At 63.8% G+C, this 17,185-nt stretch carries 17 protein-coding genes and 1 tRNA gene; 9 read left to right on the plus strand and 9 right to left on the minus strand.

The window, feature by feature from the left end; all coding sequences use genetic code 11:
- Window positions 1-129 precede the first annotated feature (129 nt).
- Window positions 130-1,152, minus strand: a complete 1,023-nt coding sequence (gene sohB, locus ABHF91_RS10460) for a protease SohB (RefSeq protein ID WP_409420238.1) — start codon at window positions 1,150-1,152, stop codon at window positions 130-132.
- Between the two features lie 177 nt (window positions 1,153-1,329).
- Here sohB and ABHF91_RS10465 point away from each other — a divergent pair, with 177 nt between their 5' ends.
- Window positions 1,330-2,070: a YciK family oxidoreductase gene (locus tag ABHF91_RS10465; RefSeq protein ID WP_409420239.1), complete on the plus strand. Its 741-nt coding sequence runs from the start codon at window positions 1,330-1,332 to the stop codon at window positions 2,068-2,070.
- 102 nt (window positions 2,071-2,172) lie between these two features.
- A complete protein-coding gene (locus ABHF91_RS10470; protein ID WP_409420240.1) occupies window positions 2,173-3,108 on the plus strand; it encodes a LysR family transcriptional regulator in 936 nt (311 codons plus the stop codon).
- On the opposite strand, the gene ABHF91_RS10475 is transcribed toward ABHF91_RS10470, so the two are convergent.
- The gene (locus ABHF91_RS10475; RefSeq protein WP_409420241.1) at window positions 3,061-4,230 is read right to left on the minus strand and encodes a sugar efflux transporter; all 1,170 of its coding nucleotides are present in this window, start codon (window positions 4,228-4,230) and stop codon (window positions 3,061-3,063) included. The genes ABHF91_RS10470 and ABHF91_RS10475 overlap by 48 nt on opposite strands.
- Before the next feature lie 124 nt (window positions 4,231-4,354).
- Between ABHF91_RS10475 and ABHF91_RS10480 the strand changes: the two genes are divergently transcribed.
- Complete coding sequence (locus tag ABHF91_RS10480) at window positions 4,355-5,497, plus strand: MalY/PatB family protein (protein WP_409420242.1); 1,143 nt, start codon at window positions 4,355-4,357, stop codon at window positions 5,495-5,497.
- A gap of 15 nt (window positions 5,498-5,512) precedes the next feature.
- Window positions 5,513-6,475: a TAXI family TRAP transporter solute-binding subunit gene (locus ABHF91_RS10485; protein ID WP_409420243.1), complete on the plus strand. Its 963-nt coding sequence runs from the start codon at window positions 5,513-5,515 to the stop codon at window positions 6,473-6,475.
- Here the strand turns inward: ABHF91_RS10485 and phrB are convergent.
- From phrB to ABHF91_RS10505, 4 genes are all read right to left on the minus strand, one after another.
- On the minus strand, window positions 6,465-7,874 hold the full coding sequence (phrB, locus tag ABHF91_RS10490) for a deoxyribodipyrimidine photo-lyase (protein WP_409420244.1): 1,410 nt from the start codon (window positions 7,872-7,874) through the stop codon (window positions 6,465-6,467). The two genes, ABHF91_RS10485 and phrB, sit on opposite strands and share 11 nt — an antisense overlap.
- The gene (locus ABHF91_RS10495) at window positions 7,855-8,706 is read right to left on the minus strand and encodes a MerR family transcriptional regulator (protein WP_409420245.1); all 852 of its coding nucleotides are present in this window, start codon (window positions 8,704-8,706) and stop codon (window positions 7,855-7,857) included. The genes phrB and ABHF91_RS10495 overlap by 20 nt, the downstream gene beginning before the upstream one ends.
- Window positions 8,703-9,641, minus strand: coding sequence for a YbgA family protein (locus ABHF91_RS10500; protein ID WP_409420246.1), 939 nt, complete (start codon window positions 9,639-9,641; stop codon window positions 8,703-8,705). The genes ABHF91_RS10495 and ABHF91_RS10500 overlap by 4 nt, the downstream gene beginning before the upstream one ends.
- Before the next feature lie 118 nt (window positions 9,642-9,759).
- Window positions 9,760-9,847 (minus strand) — tRNA-Ser (locus ABHF91_RS10505).
- A 164-nt stretch (window positions 9,848-10,011) separates the two neighbouring features.
- Between ABHF91_RS10505 and ABHF91_RS10510 the strand changes: the two genes are divergently transcribed.
- The gene (locus ABHF91_RS10510) at window positions 10,012-10,764 is read left to right on the plus strand and encodes a DsbA family protein (protein ID WP_409420247.1); all 753 of its coding nucleotides are present in this window, start codon (window positions 10,012-10,014) and stop codon (window positions 10,762-10,764) included.
- Window positions 10,765-10,846: 82 nt separating this feature from the next.
- On the plus strand, window positions 10,847-11,992 hold the full coding sequence (locus ABHF91_RS10515) for a JmjC domain-containing protein (RefSeq protein ID WP_409420248.1): 1,146 nt from the start codon (window positions 10,847-10,849) through the stop codon (window positions 11,990-11,992).
- 54 nt (window positions 11,993-12,046) lie between these two features.
- Here ABHF91_RS10515 and ABHF91_RS10520 read toward each other — a convergent pair whose 3' ends face one another.
- Complete coding sequence (locus ABHF91_RS10520) at window positions 12,047-12,589, minus strand: YaeQ family protein (RefSeq protein WP_409420249.1); 543 nt, start codon at window positions 12,587-12,589, stop codon at window positions 12,047-12,049.
- A 247-nt stretch (window positions 12,590-12,836) separates the two neighbouring features.
- Between ABHF91_RS10520 and ABHF91_RS10525 the strand changes: the two genes are divergently transcribed.
- Window positions 12,837-13,262, plus strand: a complete 426-nt coding sequence (locus tag ABHF91_RS10525) for a hypothetical protein (protein WP_409420250.1) — start codon at window positions 12,837-12,839, stop codon at window positions 13,260-13,262.
- Window positions 13,263-13,309: 47 nt separating this feature from the next.
- Here the strand turns inward: ABHF91_RS10525 and ABHF91_RS10530 are convergent, their stop codons facing one another.
- Complete coding sequence (locus tag ABHF91_RS10530; RefSeq protein ID WP_409420251.1) at window positions 13,310-13,546, minus strand: hypothetical protein; 237 nt, start codon at window positions 13,544-13,546, stop codon at window positions 13,310-13,312.
- 265 nt (window positions 13,547-13,811) lie between these two features.
- Between ABHF91_RS10530 and ABHF91_RS10535 the strand changes: the two genes are divergently transcribed.
- Both ABHF91_RS10535 and satP read left to right on the plus strand, forming a co-directional pair.
- Window positions 13,812-14,801, plus strand: a complete 990-nt coding sequence (locus ABHF91_RS10535) for a 2-hydroxyacid dehydrogenase (RefSeq protein WP_409420252.1) — start codon at window positions 13,812-13,814, stop codon at window positions 14,799-14,801.
- Between the two features lie 156 nt (window positions 14,802-14,957).
- Complete coding sequence (satP, locus tag ABHF91_RS10540) at window positions 14,958-15,521, plus strand: acetate uptake transporter (protein WP_409420253.1); 564 nt, start codon at window positions 14,958-14,960, stop codon at window positions 15,519-15,521.
- A 111-nt stretch (window positions 15,522-15,632) separates the two neighbouring features.
- On the opposite strand, the gene purF is transcribed toward satP, so the two are convergent.
- Entirely contained in the window at window positions 15,633-17,159 is a 1,527-nt protein-coding gene (purF, locus tag ABHF91_RS10545; protein ID WP_409420254.1) for an amidophosphoribosyltransferase, read from the minus strand.
- Window positions 17,160-17,185: the final 26 nt, after the last annotated feature.

A 17,185-nucleotide genomic window follows, 5' to 3' on the forward strand; every position in this document is an offset into this window, starting at 1 on the left:
GGAATCCTTGTAGAACACACAGGCCCCGCTACGGGGCCGAACAACCGGGATGCCCCCATCGGAGGCACCTGCTTATTATTAAGATGTAAGGCGACTTGGCCAGAATCAACCGATTTTTTTCACGGCGCGCTACCAGCCTTTCCAGGGTGACCCCTGCCACCAGCGCAGCAGGGTGCGCTCGACGGCCAGGCTGGCCCCCTGGCCAAACCGCTCGCCCAGGCCCTTTTTCTGCCGATAACGCACCGCCACCACCTGGCGTTGTTCAACCTGCTCCAGCAGGTAATCGTCACTGGTGCGCAGCTCATCCACCAGGCCCATGCCCAGGGCCTCATTGGCCAGCCAATGCTCGCCGGTGGCGGTCTTGCTCAGATCCAGCATGGGGCGATAACGGGCGATGTGCTGCTTGAACTGCTGGTGAATGGACTCCAGCTCGGCCCGGAATTTCTCCCGGCCCTCGTCGTTGTTCTCGCCAAACAGGGTCAGGGTGCGCTTGAACTGGCCGGCGGTATGCAGCTCCACATCGATGTCGTGTTTCTGCAGCAGACGATGGAAGTTGGGTAGCTGGGCCACCACGCCGATGGAGCCGACGATGGCAAAGGGTGCCGCCAGTATCTTCTGGGCCACCACCGCCATCATGTAACCGCCGCTGGCCGCCACCTTGTCGATGGCCACGGTGAGGCGCAGGCCGCGCTCCCGCAGCCGCTGCAGCTGGGAGGCGCACAGGCCATAGCCGTGCACCACACCACCACCGGACTCAAGACGCAGCAGCACCTCGTCCTCGGGTTTGGCGATGCCCAGGATGGCGGTGATCTCTTCCCGCAAGCTGGCGGCCTCGTGAGCATCCATGCTGCCCTTGAAATCCACCACAAACAGCCGGGGCCGCGTGCCCTCGGCCCGCGCCTTCTCCCGCCGCTTGTGCGCCTGCTTGAGCTCCTTGCGATACCGCTTGAGGGCCGCGCCCTCCAGCAGGCTGGCCTGCAGGGCTTCCCTGTGCTCGGTGAGGCTCTGGCTCAGATCCGTCACCTCCAGGGATCCCTTTTGCCCCTTGTGCTTGGCCAGGGCCACGGCGACCAGCAGGCAGGGCAGCACAAAGATCAGCAGCAGGGTCAACAACTTGGCTAGAAACAGCCCGTATTCGAACAGGAAGCTCACGTCTGACTCCATGGCAAAACAAAAGCGCCATTCTACGACCAGTTGCGCAGGCTGGCAAAACCTCTGCCACACAGGCACTTATGCGGGATTTCCCCCCATGGGGCCTATTCAGCCCCGCCGGCTTGTGAGTACACTTGCGCCTTGGCGCCGCCGGGACGGCCCCACAGGAGACGTGCCATGTTGGATTATCAGGCACCGCCGGCGCTGCTGGCGGACAAGACCATCGCCATCACGGGGGCCACCGCAGGCATAGGCCGCGCCGCGGCCTTGAGCTATGCCGCCCACGGTGCGCACCTGGTGCTGCTAGGGCGCGATCCGGTCAAGCTACAGGCCCTGTGTGACGAAATTGCCGCCGGCGGCGGCGGGGCGCGGCCGTGCTGCGGCGTGCTGGATCTGGCCCTGGCAGATCAGGCCAGCACCCGGGCCTGTGTCGCTGCCTTGGGGCTGACGCGGCTCGACGGCCTGCTGCTGAACGCCGGGGTGCTGGGAACCCTGGGCCCCCTGGCCGACATCGACGAGGGGGAATGGCTCCGGGTGCAACAGATCAATGTCAGCGCCAACCTCTGGCTGCTGCAGGCCTGCCTGCCCCTGCTGCGTCGGGCCCCGGCGGCCAGCATACTGCTCACCTCCTCCGGGGTCGGCAAGCGCGGTCGGGCCGGCTGGGGCAGCTATGCCGTCTCCAAGTTCGCCACCGAAGGCATGATGCAGGTGCTGGCCGACGAGCTGGCCCAGACGCACATCCGGGTCAACTGCATCAATCCGGGAGCCACCCGCACCGCCATGCGGGCGGCGGCCAAGCCGGATGAAGATCCCATGACACTGCGCACCCCGGCCGACCTCATGCCCCTGTATCTCTACCTGATGGGCGCCGACAGCGAGCCCCAGACGGGACGCAGCTGGGATGCCCAACCCAAATAGCCAGAGCTGGACGGCGGGCACTGTCGGCCGGGCCCATATCGTGTAGTCTTAGGCAAAGGCGAGCTGTCGGCCGGTGACGAAGAAGAAGGATCCTCAACCCCCATGTTCAGACCCAAGAGTACGTTGGAGCAATGGCGCATCTTCCAGGCCGTGGTGGATTACGGCGGCTATGCCCAGGCCGCCGAGCAGCTCAACAAGAGCCAGTCCGCCCTGAACCATGCGGTGGCCAAGCTGCAGCAGACCCTGGGGGTGGCCCTGTTGGAGGTGCGGGGACGCAAGGCGTTTCTCACCGACGAGGGGCAGGTGTTCTTGCGGCGCGCCAAGCTGCTGACCCAGCAGATGGAAGAGCTGGAGCTGCTGGCCCACAACATCCATCAGGGCTGGGAGGCCCAGCTCACCCTGGCGGTGGAGCTGGTGCACCCGCGCCCCCTGCTCAACCGCGCCTTGCAGCTCTACTACCCCCAGTCCCGTGCCACCCAGCTGCAGCTGGTGGATACCGTGCTCACCGGCAGCCTGGAGGCCATCGCCGAGGGGACGGCAGATCTGGTGATCACCGGCACTGTGCCCCGGGGTCATATCGGTGAACCCCTGACCGAGATCACCCTGCTGCCGGTCTGCCATCCCCAGCATCCCCTGGCCAGCGAACCCGAGCTGAACCTGGATCTGCTGAGTCACCACCTGCAGATCGTCATCCGCGACACCGGCAAGCAGCCCAAGGAGCTGGGCGGCTGGCTCAAATCCGATCAGCGCTGGACGGTAAACAACTTCCACGAGGCCATCGGCATCATGCTCTCTGGCCTCGGCTTTGCCTGGGTGCCCTTGCACCTGGTGGAACAGCTGCTGGCCCAGGGCCGACTGCACCGGCTCAACCTGCTGGAGCACGCCACCCGCAAGTTTTACACCTATCTGGTACAGCCCAACCCGGGCCAGCTGGGCCCCAGCGGCCAGAAGCTGCTGGAAGCCCTGCGGGAAAGCCATCGCGCCGACGGCTCAGCAGTTTGCCACCCGGCGAAAGCAGACGCAGGCGACGCCGGCTAACAGGATCGCCAGCCAGAACACCCCCTGATACCCCCAGGCCTCGGCAATCCCCCCCGCCAGGGCCCCGGCGGCGATGGAGCCGGTGCGCACGGCATTGGTAAACAGGGTGGTGGCCACCCCGGGGCGCCCCGGCATCAGATCCTGAAAGTAGGACATCCCCAGCCCGGCAACGATGCCGATGAGAATGGCATTGAACAACTGCACGCCGATGAGTGACGCCGGATGGGTGAGCCAGGGCAGCAGGCCATAAAACACCACCCCGGCCACCGCCGCCACCGTCATCATGGGCCGCTTGCCCCAGCGTCCCGACCAGTGTCCCGCCATCAACATCAGGGGGATCTCCAGCCCGGCCGCCGTGCCCATCATCCAGCCCACCAGGGACTGGTCGTAGCCCAGCTGGCGCGTCAGATACAAGGGCATGCTGATGAGGTACATGCTATTGCAGGTCCACACCAGCAGGCAGCCCACAAACAGCCAGCGCACATCCGCCTTGGCGCTGCTCAGCTCGCCGGTCCCGGGGGCGGCGGCACTGGCTGGCCCCAGATCCGGCAACCGCCGATGGACGGTCCAGGCGCACAACAGATAGGTGAGACCGGCGCCGACAAACAGCCAGACGAAGCCCCAGTGGGCCACCACGGCAAAGGCCAGGGGCGGCCCCACCACCCAGGCCAGGGAGAACTGGGCCCGCATCAGGGTGCTGAACATCACGGAGCGATTGCCCAGCTGGTCGCAATAGACCCGGGCCAGGGCAAACAGCTGGGGGGAGGCGGTGGAGGCCAGGTTCAGCAGCAGCACCCCCAGGGTGATCAGCAGCCAGTACTGGCGCAGTCCGGCAAACAGCAGGCCGCCGGCCAAGCCGGCCAGGCAGCAGTAAAAGATGAGTCGCTTGCGGCTACCCTTGCGATCCGAGCGCTTGGCCAGCCACTGGCTGATGAGGATACCGGCCACGGCGTTGACGGTGTAAAACAGGCCCACCAGCAGGGGGCGCACACCGATCTCGTTGGCCAGGAACAGGCTGAGCACCGGCACCATCAGGGCCACGGCGGCGCCCGTGATGAAGGTCACCAACATGAAGGAAAGCAACACGGGATCCCGGTTGCGCCAGATCGTCTGCCAGGCCATACCACTTCTCCAAAGGGACGCCTGGGCATTTTCCGCCCCAGCCAGGTGCAACTCAAGCCCGGCCTTGCCCGGTGCCCCGTTTATTCATAAAGTGGCCTCTTCACAGCCAACATGAGACGGATGCATGTTTGATTTTGACACCCCCATCGATCGTCGCGGTACCCAGAGCCTGAAGTGGGATAAGTTCAAGGAGCGCGACGTGCTGCCCCTGTGGGTCGCCGATACCGATTTTACCGCGCCCCAGGCCGTCATCGACGCCCTGCAGGCGCGGGTCGCCCACGGCGTCTTCGGCTACAGTCGCCCCTCGCCGCGCCTGATCCAGCTCATCGTGGATCGCATGGCCGAACGCTACGGCTGGACCATCTCCCCCGAGTGGCTCCTCTTCATGCCCGGCGTGGTGCCCGGTCTTAACTTCGCCTGTCGGGCCTGGTGCCGTCCCCAGCAACAGATCATCACCCCCAGCCCTGTGTATTACCCCTTCCTCCACGCCCCGGAATACAACCAGCGCGGGGTGAGCCACCTGCCGATGCAGCTGGTGAATGACCGCTGGCTGCCGGATTTTGCAGCCCTGGAGGCCCTGGCGCCCCAGGCCGATCTGCTGCTGCTGTGCAGCCCCCACAACCCCGGCGGCACAGTGTTCACCCGGGACGAGCTGCTGCGCATCAATGACATCGCCCGCCGCCATGATCTGGTGGTCTGCTCCGACGAGATCCACTGCGATCTGCTGCTGGATGACGTCGAGCACATCCCGTTTGCCAGCCTGAACGAGGATGCCGCCAGCCGCAGCGCCGTGCTGATGGCCCCCAGCAAGACCTTCAACATCGCCGGGCTGTGCTGCTCCTTCGCCATCATCCCCAACCCCAAGCTGCGCCTGTCGCTGCAGCAGGCCATGCGTGGCCTGATGGCGGACAACAACCTGCTGGGTTTTGTGGCCGCCGAAGCCGCCTATGCCGAGGGACAGCCCTGGCTGGATGCCCAGCTCGGCTACCTGCGGGAAAACCGGGATCTCATCATGGCCAAGCTGGGCAAGGTGCCGGGGATCAAGATCGCCCGCATTGAAGCCACCTACCTGGCCTGGATCGATGTCTCCGGCCTGGGGCTCGACAACCCCATCCAGGCCTTCGAGGCCGGCGGTGTGGGCCTCTCCCCCGGCGCCCAGTTTGGTGACGCCGAGTTTGTGCGGCTGAACTTTGGTTGCCCGCGGGCCTTGCTGGAGGAGGCGCTTAATCGCATGCTCAAGGTGATTGACCAACATCGTCAGCCCTGATGATGGGAGGTGGCCATGCGCGCATTGCTCTGCTTGCTCAGCCTGTTGCTGCTGGGGGCGGTCGGCCCGGCCAGGGCCGCCTCGGAACTGCTCATCGGCTCCGGTAGCCTGACCGGCGTCTACTATCCGGCCGGCGGCGCCCTGTGCCGCCTGCTGGCCCGGGCCCCGGCCCGCCTGCCCTGCCAGGTGGTGGCCACCGGCGGCTCGGCGGATAACCTCACGGCCCTGAGCCGTGGGGATCTGAGCCTGGCGCTGGTGCAATCGGATGTGCAGCTCACCACCACGCCGCCCCCCGCCCTCTACCGACTGTTCAACCTGCATCAGGAGGCCCTGACCCTGGTGACCCGCCAGGACAGCGGCATCCGCTCCCTGGCGGATCTCAGTGGCAAGCGGCTGGATATCGGCAACCCGGGCTCCGGCGACAACCGCACCATGCGGCTGTTACTGCAGGCCCTGGGCTGGCCGGAAGAGACGGTGGACAGCCTGTCCCACCTCAATGTCAGCGAGCGGGCCCAGGCCCTGTGTGACGAGCAGATCGACGCCTACGCCTATGTGGTGGGACATCCCAGCAGCGCCATCAGCGAGGCGGCCGCCCTCTGCCCCATCCGGTTCATCCCTGTGGAGGGTGACGCCGTCGACAGGCTGTTGCAGAGCCACTCCTACTACCAGCGCACCCAGATCCCGGCGGATCTTTACTCCGGCGTGGATGATGCCATCGCGACCATCGGCATGCCGGCTGGGCTCATCGCCGGCCCCCAGATCGACGAGGCCCTGGCCTATCGCATCACGCAGCAGGTGTTCAGCCGCCTGCCGCAGCTAAGACGCCTGCATCCCGCCCTAAGCCAGCTGGTTCGCCAGCAGATGATAGGCGAGGCCAGCGGCCTGCCGCTGCACCCGGGGGCCCGCCGCTTCTTTGTCGAGCAGGGCTGGCTACCGCCGTTGCCCGCCGCCACTCAGCCCGCTCTCATCAGCCCTTGAACAGGGCGATGGCCGCCAGCCTGGCCTGGGCATGATCCACCCGCGGTAAGGGATAGATTCCCGCCAAACCATGGGCGTCGAGCCAGGCATGAGGCCGATGGATATGCGCGCCAGGCACCCGCGCCAGCTCCGGCAGCCAGCGGCGGATAAAGTCGCCATCTGGATCGAAACGCTGCCCCTGGGTGGTGGGATTGAACACCCGAAAATAGGGCGCCGCATCGGCCCCCGTGCTGGCCGCCCACTGCCAGCCGCCGTTGTTGGCCGCCAGATCCCCGTCGATGAGTTGCGACATGAAGTAATCCTCCCCCCAACGCCAGGAGATCAGCAGATCCTTGGTGAGGAAGCTGGCCACCACCATGCGCAGCCGATTGTGCAGCCAGCCGGTCTGCTTGAGACAACGCATGGCCGCATCGACGATGGGAAAGCCGGTCTGCCCCTGGCACCAGGCGGCGAAGTCCGCCGCATCCTGGCGCCAGGCCAGCTGGCGGGTGGCCAGGTTGAAGGGCTGATCCCGTGACAACCGCGGCAACAGCACCAGCAGATGGCGGTAAAATTCCCGCCAGATGAGCTCGTTGAGCCAGGCAAAACCGGGGGCCCCCTGCGCCAATGGCAGCTGACCCAACTGCGCCAGCAGCGCCGCCAGGCATTGATTGGGACTCAGGATCCCCGCCGCCAGGTAGGCCGACAGGCGTGCCGTGCCGGGCACCGCCGGCAAATCCCGGCACTGGGGATAGGCCAGCAGATCCTCGGCGACAAAGGCCTGCAGTCGCGCCTCCGCCGCCCCCTCATCCACCGGCCAGGGGGCCAGCATAGCGGCCAACCCTGGGGATGGTGCCGGCAACGCCAGGGGCTGCCAAGGCAAGGGCGCCCCCACCGCCTGGGGGATGGGCAGCAGGCTAAAGCCCTCCTGCGCCAGTGTCTTCAGCCAGGCCCGGCTAAAGGGGGTGAAGACGCGATAGGCCTCCCCCTTGCCGGTCAACAGGGTACCGGGGGCAAACACGCAGTCCCCGGCATAAAAATTACAGGGTATCTGTAGCGCCCGCTGCACGTCCGCATCCCGTCCCCGCTCATCGTGCTCGCTGGCCGTCAGGGCATGCAAGGCAGTGGCCCCCCGCGCCTGCACCAGCTGTTGCAAGGCGGTGGGGATCTCGACAAACCAGTCCACCCGCAGACAATGCAGCCGAATCCCCAGCCGGGCCAGCTCGGCCCCCAGCACATCGAGCCTAGCCAGCAGGAATGCCTGGCGCACCGGCGCCATATGGTGGCGTGCCCACTGGGCCGGGCTGATGACAAACACCGCCTCCACCGCCTCGCCGCGCTGGCGCGCCAGCCGGCACGCCCGGCTCAAGGCGGGGTGATCCACCAGGCGCAGATCCTGCCTAAACCAGACCAGTTGCATCCGACCCCTCCTGCCCAGACAAGCCCTCTGCCGCCAGCCAGTCCGCCAAGCAGTTAAATTGCGGCGCTGACCATGAATTAGCGGGATACAGGCTCAGCAGGTCCCCCAGCAAGGCCGTCCCCTCAGGCCAGGCCTCGCCACGCTGGGCCATGGATAGGCCGGTGCCCACCCACACCAGCCAGGGAGCGGCCAGACGCGGTTGCAGCAGGCGCGCCTGGGCCGGCGTCACCTCTGGCAACAGGGTCGGCGCAAAGCCGTACTGCTGCAGCTCCAGGCCGGCAAAGATCAGGCTCAAGGGCGGCAAGGTCCCCCAGCCCGCCAACGCCAGGGGCCGCCCCTTGGCCGGCTCCACCAGGCGGCGCCCCAGATAGAGGCTCAGCCACTGCAGGGCGAACGCCTGCAGGGCGGCGGCATCGGGCCGCGTCCACTGGGCCATGGCGGTGAGCCAAGGCTCCAGCACCTGCCGCCGACACAACGCGAAGGGATAACTGGCGAGCAGCTCCCCCAGGGCCGCCGCCAACCGCGTCGGCGCCAACCCCTGCAGGGCCTGATCCAGCCTGGTCTGCCAATCCTGCCAGTGATCGCCGCCAGTCGCCGGCGCCGTCGCCGGCTGGCCCAGCAAGCCCTTGACCTGGCCTATGCTCACCCCCAGCTCCAGCCACAGCAAGATCTGCCTGATGCGGGCCACATCGGCGTCGCCGTATAGGCGGTGGCCCTTGGGGGTGCGCTGAGGTTGCAGCAGGCCGTAGCGGCGCTGCCAGGCCCGCAGGGTCACAGGGTTGATGCCGGTCAGCTCGGCCACCTCGCCTATGGTATACAGGGATTCGGTCATAGAAAGGTTCTCAGCTTGAGGGTGTCGGGATAGGGGTTGAGGTAGATCTGCTGGGCCAGGTAGGCGTTGGGATACTCCCGCAGGTAGTGGCGGAGCAGGGTCAGGGGCGCCAGCAGGGGCAAGAGGCCCAGCCGGTATTGTTCTATCAGGCTCGCCAGTTCCTGTTTCTGTGGCGCACTGAGCACCCGCTTGAAATAGCCTTGCAGGTGCTGCAGCACATTGCTGTGCCCCGCCCGGCTGGCCAGTTGCCGCAGGGCCGGCATCAGCTGCTGGATATACTCAGCCGCCACCGCCTCCAGGGGCCGACCCTGCATCTGGCCTAACAGGCGACCCAGGCGGGCATAGGCGTCGGGCGAATGGCTCATCAGCAGGTACTTATAGCGGGCATGGAAGGCGATGAGCCGCGCCGGCGACGGTCCGTCCCCCATCAGCTGCTGCCAGCTGTGATAGGCAAACAGCCGCAGGATGAAGTTCTCGCGCAACGCAGGATCCTGCAGGCGCCCCTCCTCTTCCACCGGCAACAGGGGATAGGTGGTCAATAGGGTCTGGGCAAACAGGCCGACGCCTTCCTTGATGCCGCCCCGCGGGCCATAGACCCGCACCCGCTCCATGCCGCAGCTGGGAGACTTGGCACACAGGATATAGCCCGACAGATCCGCCATCCCCGGCATGGCCTGCTGGCTGACCGCCAGCAGGGGCGCGGTGAGATCCTCGCCCCCCTGGCTGGTGACGGCGGCGATCCCCTCGCCCTGGCGCACCAGGCGGATGGCCGGTCTGGGACTGCCCAGCCCCAGGCCCATTTCAGGACACAGGGGGACAAACTCCACATGCTGAGCCAGCTCCTGGGTACAGAAGGCCGAGCGCTTGTGGCCCCCATCGAAGCGAACCTGGGCGCCCAGCAGGCAGGCGCTGATCCCCACACGCAACTTGTACATATCACCACCTCTTGTACAACTTAATGAGATAGTTATAGCAGTTGTACAAAAAAATGGGAGTTGTACAAGTCGGCAGGCGGAGACAAAAAAGCCCGGGCAGGAGCCCAGGCTAGCAAACTGGCGGAGGGGGTGGGATTTGAACCCACGGATGGTCGCCCATCGACGGTTTTCAAGACCGTTGCATTAAGCCGCTCTGCCACCCCTCCGCGACGACCGGCATGTTACCAAGCCAGGCGCCAAAGTAAATCACTATGTCGCTGAATGTACGGGTAAATCATATTTTTGCGCTGCCACGCGCAACCACAGGCCCCGGGCGCGGATTTGCTTGACTTGTCCCGGCCGCCACCCACTATATAACGGTGCATTTTTCATGGGACCCATTGTTATGACCATCAAGACCCGTCTGCTTGCCACCGCCCTGGCCGGCCTCTTGCCCCTGAGCCTGACCGCTGCGCCGGCCAACCAGGCCGAGATTGAGCAGATCGTGCATCAATACCTGGTGAGCCACCCGGAGATCCTCATCGAGATGTCCGATGCCCTGCGTGCCAAACAGCAAGCCGCCCAGGAAGCCGATGACACCCGCCTGCTGCAGCAATACGCCAAGACCCTCTACCACAACCCGGCCGACCCCAGCGGTGGCCCGGCCGATGCGACCCTGACCCTGGTGGAGTTCATCGACTACAACTGCGGCTACTGCAAACGCGCCTGGCCCAGCCTCAATGCCGTGATTGACGAAAATCCCAAGCTGCGTCACGTCTACAAGGAATTCCCGATTCTGAGCGAAGGCTCTGTGCTGGCGGCCAAGGCCGCCCTGGCGGTCCACAAGGTGGCCCCCAAGCAGTACCTGGCCTTCCACAATGCCCTGATGGCTTATCAGGGCAGCATCAAGAGTGAGGATCAGCTGGCCGGGGTGGCCAAGTCCCTGAAGCTGGACTGGGCGGCCATCAAGACCGCCATGGCCGATCCCGCCGTGGAGAAAACCATTCAGGCCAACCACCAGCTGGCCCAACAGCTGGGCGTCACCGGCACCCCCGCCTTCTTCGTCGGTGATAAGGCGCTGCGTGGCGCGCCCCGCTCACCGGACGATCTGCAGGCCGTGATCCAAAGCGCCAAACCGCTATAATCCCTGCGCAGACGGCGGCGGCCGTCTGTGCTTCTCTCCCCTTTTGTTGAACGCTCAGGCCCCTGGCCTAGGTGAGGCAGTCATGTACCAGCTCAACCTCAACTGGCAGGAATTCCTGCCGCAATACTGGCAGAAACGCCCGCTGGTGATCCGCGGCGCCTTTGACGACTTTAGCGATCCCATCAGCCCGGAAGAGCTGGCCGGTCTGGCCATGGAGCCCGAACTCGACAGCCGGATCGTCGCCCGGCAGGCGGATAAGTGGCAGGTCGCCCACGGTCCCTTCGAGTCCTTTGATGCCTGGGGCGACACCGACTGGTCGCTGCTGGTGCAGGCGGTAGATCACTGGTTCGAACCGGTCAATGCCCTGGTGGCGCCGTTTCGGGGGCTGCCCAACTGGCGGTTGGACGATCTGATGATCTCCTACTCCCTGCCCGGCGGCGGCGTCGGCCCCCATCTGGATCAATACGATGTGTTCATCATTCAGGGCATGGGGCGGCGGCGCTGGCGGGTGGGTGAACCGGGTCAACATCGCCAGCATACCCCCCACCCGGATCTGCTGCAGGTCGACGCCTTCGAGCCCATCATAGACGTGGAGCTGATGCCCGGAGACATGCTGTACATCCCCCCCGGCTTTCCCCACGATGGCTACGCGCTGGAACCCGCGCTGAACTATTCGGTGGGCTTTCGCGCCCCCAGCGGACGGGAGCTGTTGAGCAGCTTTGCCGATCACCTGCTGGATAAGGAGCTGGGCGGACGCCGCTACTCGGATCCGACCCTGCAGACCCGCCCTCACCCAGGCCAGATCCAGCAGGACGAGCGGGAGGGTCTGCGGCAACTGATGCTGGCACAGCTAGCGGACGAGCAGGGATTCCACCACTGGCTGGCCGGCTTTTTGAGCCAGGCGCGACATGAGCTGGACGAGCAAGCGGTGGAGCCGCCCTTCACAGTGGCGGAGTTACGTGAGGCCCTGGCCGAGCAGGCGCTCTGTCGCCAGGGCGGCGTGCGCTGCCTCTATCTGGACGAGACACCGCAGCAGCTGTTTATCCTGGGCGAGGAGATCGAGGTGCCCGCCGCTGGTGCCGCACTGGCCCGCCTGCTGGCCGATGATCCAGCCCCCGCCCAAGCGGCCCTGCTGGCGGCCTGCGCCCAGCCCGAGCTGGGTGAATGGCTGCTCCAACTGGTCAACCGCGGCTGGTGGTATTTCCCGTCCCAGGACGAAGAAGAGTAGGGCCAAGCAGACACAAAAAAGGCGTCGCAAGACGCCTTTTTCTTTGCCGTCATCTCATGCCGGATGGCGCTGAGTCCAGGCCAGTTGCAGGTTGGTGTCGCCACAACTGAACCAGACATCGCCATCCGTGATGGTCACCTGACACTCCATGGCCCGCGCCGCCGCGGCCGCCAGCTGCTGGGTGGCGTCGCTGGCCAGCTCTATGATGGTGAGGTTGTCATAGCGCTGCAGGGCCTGACCGTTTTGCTGCCACCAGACCGATACCGCCCGGCCGCCATAGGCATAGAGGGTCACCTGCTTGGCGCGATGACAGGCCTTCTTCAGCCGACGCTCATCCGGCAGCCCCACCTCGATCCAGTGGTCAATCTCCCCGGCATAGGACTTCAGCCACAGCTCAGGCTCATCGTCGGCACAGAGTCCCTTGGTGAACTCCAGCCGCTCATCGGCATTGAGGGCCCAGGCCAACAGCCGCACCATCATACGCTCATCTGTCTCCGACGGATGGCGGGCCAGGGTCAAGGGGCACTGCAGATAGACGCCGCGATCCGTGTCCGCCACATTGAGATTGACTTTGAAGATGGTGGCCTTAAGCGCCATGTATGTGATCCGGTTGATGAAAAAGGAGGCACATCATCGGCTTTTTTGCGACATGAATGCAAATCCAATTGCCTGACGCTTCGCATCCGGAGGGGCATGCATATACTGTTAACAGGCACGGGGTTCGCCCGGCCAGGCCAGATATCAGGCAACTTGCTCGCCATCACGGCACGGGATCACACACTATTACAAAGCAAGCGCCGCAGCAGAAGGCCATACACTGGGGTTGTCGTCATAGGGGGTTGTCATGCAAGAACAAAATACCGAACACACCGAGGGTCAATACAAGATGGTGTGGGTGCTCAGCGGTATCGCCAAGCGCCAGATCACCATGGAAACCGCCATGGTGGATGAAGCGGCCCTCAAACGGGGACGGCAGGTGAGCTGGCGTCTGTTGCGCCCGATACAGCACTTCCCCTGGGTCGTCGCCAAGGCAGCCGCGGATGCCATCCGGCAAACCGTCGCCGCCCTGCAGCAGGCCAAGGAGGAACCGGCGGCCCAGCGCCACGTGACATGGCGCAACACGGCGCCACAGATCAAGGTCTCCTGGCTGAGCCGCAACTACAAGGCCAACACCCCCCAGGAGGAGATGCCACAATACCTGACCCTGCTGCTGCCCAAGCACGTCAGCTGGGAGGGTGGCAAAAACCCCATCAAGGTCTCCTGGGTTTAACTGAAAGTCACACCGTCGAGACGGGGCGCCACGGCGCCCCGTTGTCGTTAGTTCAGCAGGTAACGCACCGCCGTCTTGAGGCTGCTGGCCCGCCCCCGCTCCTTGCCCAGACAGTTGCAGGCCAGGAACTCACCCAGATCGGCGCCCTTGATCTCCCCGACCCGGCAAGGCCAACCACACTCGTTTTCCTTGCGGATCATCCAGCTGGGGCCGGTGCGCTCTTCGGCATACACACCAGGATAGATCTCATGGCCCACATACATACCGTTGACAAAGACACCCATAGCCACCTCCGTTTCATCCTGAATTGGTTACAGCGATACTGTATGTGCAAACAGTACTGTACTCATAAACAGTGGTCAACTATTTTTTGTACAGCGGTTTTTTTAGCCGCCGGCACCCCGAGAGTGAAATTAAATTACAATTTAGCTGATTGCCGTTCGATCAAGGACCACAATGAGCACCATCTCCCCCCTGCCTGACACTTTAGGCTGGACTTTTTAACGCAAAGTTGTAATTTAATTACAGGTTATCAATGAGGTCAGCCCTATGAAAATCGCTCTGTTCAGTTGCAAAGCCTACGATCGTGACTATTTCCATCAAGCCAATCGGGACTACCAATTCCACATCGACTATTTTGACGTCCGCCTGGAGCCCAAGACCGCCCGACTGGCCCATGGCTACGATGCCGTCTGTGCCTTCGTGAACGACGATCTGGATGCCGAGGTGCTTGAGGATCTCGCCGCCAATGGCACCCGCATCATCGCCATGCGCTGCGCCGGCTACAACAATGTGGATCTGGTGACGGCACAACGACTGGGGCTGGAGGTGGTACGGGTACCGGCCTACTCCCCCGAGGCGGTGGCCGAACACGCCATCGGGCTGATGATGACCCTGAACCGCCGCATCCATAAGGCCTATCAGCGCACCCGGGATGCCAATTTCGCCCTGGACGGCCTGGTGGGCTTCAACATGCACGGTAAGACCGCCGGCGTCATAGGCACCGGCAAGATCGGCATTGCCACCCTGCGGATCCTCAAGGGCTTCGGCATGAAGTTGCTGGTGAGCGACCCTTACACCAATCCCGCCGCCATCGAGCTGGGGGCCGAATACGTGGACGTCGATACCCTGCTGCGCCAAGCCGATGTCATCAGCCTGCACTGCCCCCTGTTCAAGGAAAACTATCACCTGCTCAACGCCGAGGCGTTCGCCAAGATGAAGCCCGGGGTGATGATCATCAACACCAGCCGGGGCGGCTTGCTGGACTCAGTCGCAGCCATTGACGCCCTCAAGCAAGGCAAGATAGGCGCCCTGGGGCTGGATGTGTATGAAGAAGAGGAAGAGCTGTTCTTCGAGGACAAGTCCAACGAGGTGATCACCGACGATACCTTCCGCCGCCTGTCCGCCTGCCACAACGTCTTGTTCACCGGTCACCAGGCCTTCCTGACCCGTGAGGCCCTGCTGGCCATCGCCCATACCACCCTCAGTAACCTGGACAGTTTTGCCAAGGGGCAGACCAGCGGTAACGAGGTCAAATAACCGCAGAAAAGGCAGGCCGAGCCTGCCTTTTCCCGCTTAACGACTCTTTTTTTCACCCCCTCTTGCGTGCCCTGCCGGCCCTCTCTAGAATCGCCGCCGAATTACCCCAATCATGACAGGCCTTGGCCTGTCTTCTTTGTATCTGGAGAACATATCGTGAACGGAAACCTGGCCAACCCGGCGCCCCTGGGCCTGATGGGCTTCGGCATGACCACAGTGCTGCTCAACATCCATAACGCCGGCTTCATCAGCCTGAGCGCCATGATACTGGCCATGGGGCTGGCCTACGGCGGTGCCGCCCAGGTCATCGCCGGTATTCTGGAATTCAAGAAGGGCAACACCTTCGGCCTGACCGCCTTTACCTCCTACGGCTTCTTCTGGCTGAGCCTGGTGGCCCTGCTGGTGCTGCCCAAGCTGGGTTGGGCCGAGGCGGCCGATGCCGCGGCCATGGGTTGCTACCTGCTGATGTGGGGCATCTTCACCCTGTTCATGTTCTTCGGCACCCTGAAGGGTCCCAAGGCGCTGCAGTTCGTGTTCGGCTCCCTGGTGGTGCTCTTCTTCCTGCTGGCCCTCAAGGACTTCACCGGTAACGAGGCCCTGGGCACCCTGGCCGGCTTCGAGGGCATCCTCTGTGGCGCCTCCGCCATCTATCTGGCCATGGGCGACGTGCTGAACGAAAAATTCGGCCGCAGCGTGCTGCCCATCGGTGAGCCCAAGTAACCCTCTGAAAAAAACCGACGCAATGGCGTCGGTTTTTTTTTGCCGAGGCGCCCATAAAAAAACAGGCTTGCCAGCACGGCAAGCCTGTTGATGAGGGCTAACGGGACGAACTCAGTTCTCGCCGTTATACAGCTCCAGATCGGCCACCCCTTCCCCCCAGGCGCGCACCGCCTTGGCATCGTCGCTGCGCAGGTTGTTGAGGAAGTCCAGGTAGTTCTGATCCACGTCCTGGGTCACGTACTGACCGTTAAACACCGAGGTTTCAAACTGGCTGATGGCCGGATTGCCTTCGCGCACCGCCTCTTCCAGATCCTTGAGGTCCTGGAAGATCAGACCGTCGGCGCCGATGAGCTTGCAGATCTCCTCCACATCCCGGCCATGGGCGATCAGCTCGTTGGCGGTGGGCATGTCGATGCCATAGACGTTGGGGAAGCGAATTTCCGGGGCCGCAGAGGCGAAGTACACCTTGGCGGCGCCGGCTTCCCGGGCCATGTCGATGATCTGGCCTGAGGTGGTACCCCGCACTATGCTGTCATCCACCAGCAGCACCTTCTTGCCCTTGAACTCGGAGCTGATGGCATTGAGCTTGCTGCGCACCGACTTCTTGCGCTGCTTCTGCCCTGGCATGATGAAGGTCCGACCTATGTAGCGGTTCTTCACGAAGCCCTGGCGATAGGGCAGGCCCAGACGCTGAGCGATCTCCAGCGCTATGTCGTTGGAGGTCTCAGGGATGGGGATCACCACATCGATGTCCAGATCTTCCCACTCGCGCTTGATCTTCTCACCCAGCTTCTGCCCCATGTGCACCCGGGCGGCATACACGGAGACCTGGTTGATGAAGGAGTCAGGCCGGGCGAAGTAGACGTATTCGAAGATGCAGGGACACAGCTTGGCATCCTGAGCGCACTGCTGAGTGAACAGCTGGCCGGCTTCGGTGATGTAGACAGCTTCACCGGGTTCCACATCCCGCATCAGATCGAACCCCAGCACGTTCAGGGCCACGCTCTCGGAGGCCACCATGTACTCGATGCCGCCCTCCTCACTCAGGCGACGGCCGATCACCAGGGGACGGATGCCATTGGGATCGCGGAAGGCCACCAGGCCATGCTCAATGATCACGGACACCACCGCATAGGCGCCACGGATCTGCTTATGCACCTGCTGGATGGCGGCGAAGATCTCAGCCGGCTGCAGATGAGACTGATCGTGCAGCAACAGATCCAGCTCGTGAGCGAAAACGTTTAACAACACCTCAGAATCAGAGGTGGTGTTGATGTGCCGGCGCGCCACCTTGCACTGCTGTTCCCGCAGGTCCTTGGCGTTGGTAAGGTTACCGTTGTGGGCCAAGGCAATGCCGAAGGGAGAATTGACATAGAAGGGCTGGGCCTCGGCGGCGCTGGAGCTGCCGGCGGTGGGATAGCGCACATGGCCGATGCCGATGTTGCCCTTGAGCCGCTGCATGTGGCGGGTTTCAAACACGTCCTTAACCAAACCATTGGCCTTGCGCTGCTTGAACGTACCATCTGCGATGGTCACGATGCCAGCCGCATCTTGGCCACGGTGCTGCAACACGGTCAGGGCGTCATACAACGCCTGATTGACCGAAGTGGTGCCAACAATACCGACGATACCACACATGTCTTGATGTTCCTTTAGGCTCTAAC

The sequence above is a fragment of the Pseudaeromonas aegiceratis genome (genome assembly GCF_046254905.1).
Lineage (GTDB): Bacteria > Pseudomonadota > Gammaproteobacteria > Enterobacterales > Aeromonadaceae > Pseudaeromonas > Pseudaeromonas aegiceratis.

Coding starts and splice junctions, on each gene's coding strand:
- ABHF91_RS10485 (WP_409420243.1), top strand. CDS start 5,513: ATGCGCGCATTGCTCTGCTTGCTCAGCCTGTTGCTGCTGGGGGCGGTC.
- ABHF91_RS10475 (WP_409420241.1), bottom strand. CDS start 4,230: ATGGCCTGGCAGACGATCTGGCGCAACCGGGATCCCGTGTTGCTTTCC.
- ABHF91_RS10530 (WP_409420251.1), bottom strand. CDS start 13,546: ATGGGTGTCTTTGTCAACGGTATGTATGTGGGCCATGAGATCTATCCT.
- ABHF91_RS10515 (WP_409420248.1), top strand. CDS start 10,847: ATGTACCAGCTCAACCTCAACTGGCAGGAATTCCTGCCGCAATACTGG.
- purF (WP_409420254.1), bottom strand. CDS start 17,159: ATGTGTGGTATCGTCGGTATTGTTGGCACCACTTCGGTCAATCAGGCG.
- ABHF91_RS10520 (WP_409420249.1), bottom strand. CDS start 12,589: ATGGCGCTTAAGGCCACCATCTTCAAAGTCAATCTCAATGTGGCGGAC.
- ABHF91_RS10510 (WP_409420247.1), top strand. CDS start 10,012: ATGGGACCCATTGTTATGACCATCAAGACCCGTCTGCTTGCCACCGCC.
- ABHF91_RS10535 (WP_409420252.1), top strand. CDS start 13,812: ATGAAAATCGCTCTGTTCAGTTGCAAAGCCTACGATCGTGACTATTTC.
- ABHF91_RS10525 (WP_409420250.1), top strand. CDS start 12,837: ATGCAAGAACAAAATACCGAACACACCGAGGGTCAATACAAGATGGTG.
- phrB (WP_409420244.1), bottom strand. CDS start 7,874: ATGCAACTGGTCTGGTTTAGGCAGGATCTGCGCCTGGTGGATCACCCC.
- ABHF91_RS10470 (WP_409420240.1), top strand. CDS start 2,173: ATGTTCAGACCCAAGAGTACGTTGGAGCAATGGCGCATCTTCCAGGCC.
- ABHF91_RS10500 (WP_409420246.1), bottom strand. CDS start 9,641: ATGTACAAGTTGCGTGTGGGGATCAGCGCCTGCCTGCTGGGCGCCCAG.
- ABHF91_RS10480 (WP_409420242.1), top strand. CDS start 4,355: ATGTTTGATTTTGACACCCCCATCGATCGTCGCGGTACCCAGAGCCTG.
- ABHF91_RS10465 (WP_409420239.1), top strand. CDS start 1,330: ATGTTGGATTATCAGGCACCGCCGGCGCTGCTGGCGGACAAGACCATC.
- ABHF91_RS10495 (WP_409420245.1), bottom strand. CDS start 8,706: ATGACCGAATCCCTGTATACCATAGGCGAGGTGGCCGAGCTGACCGGC.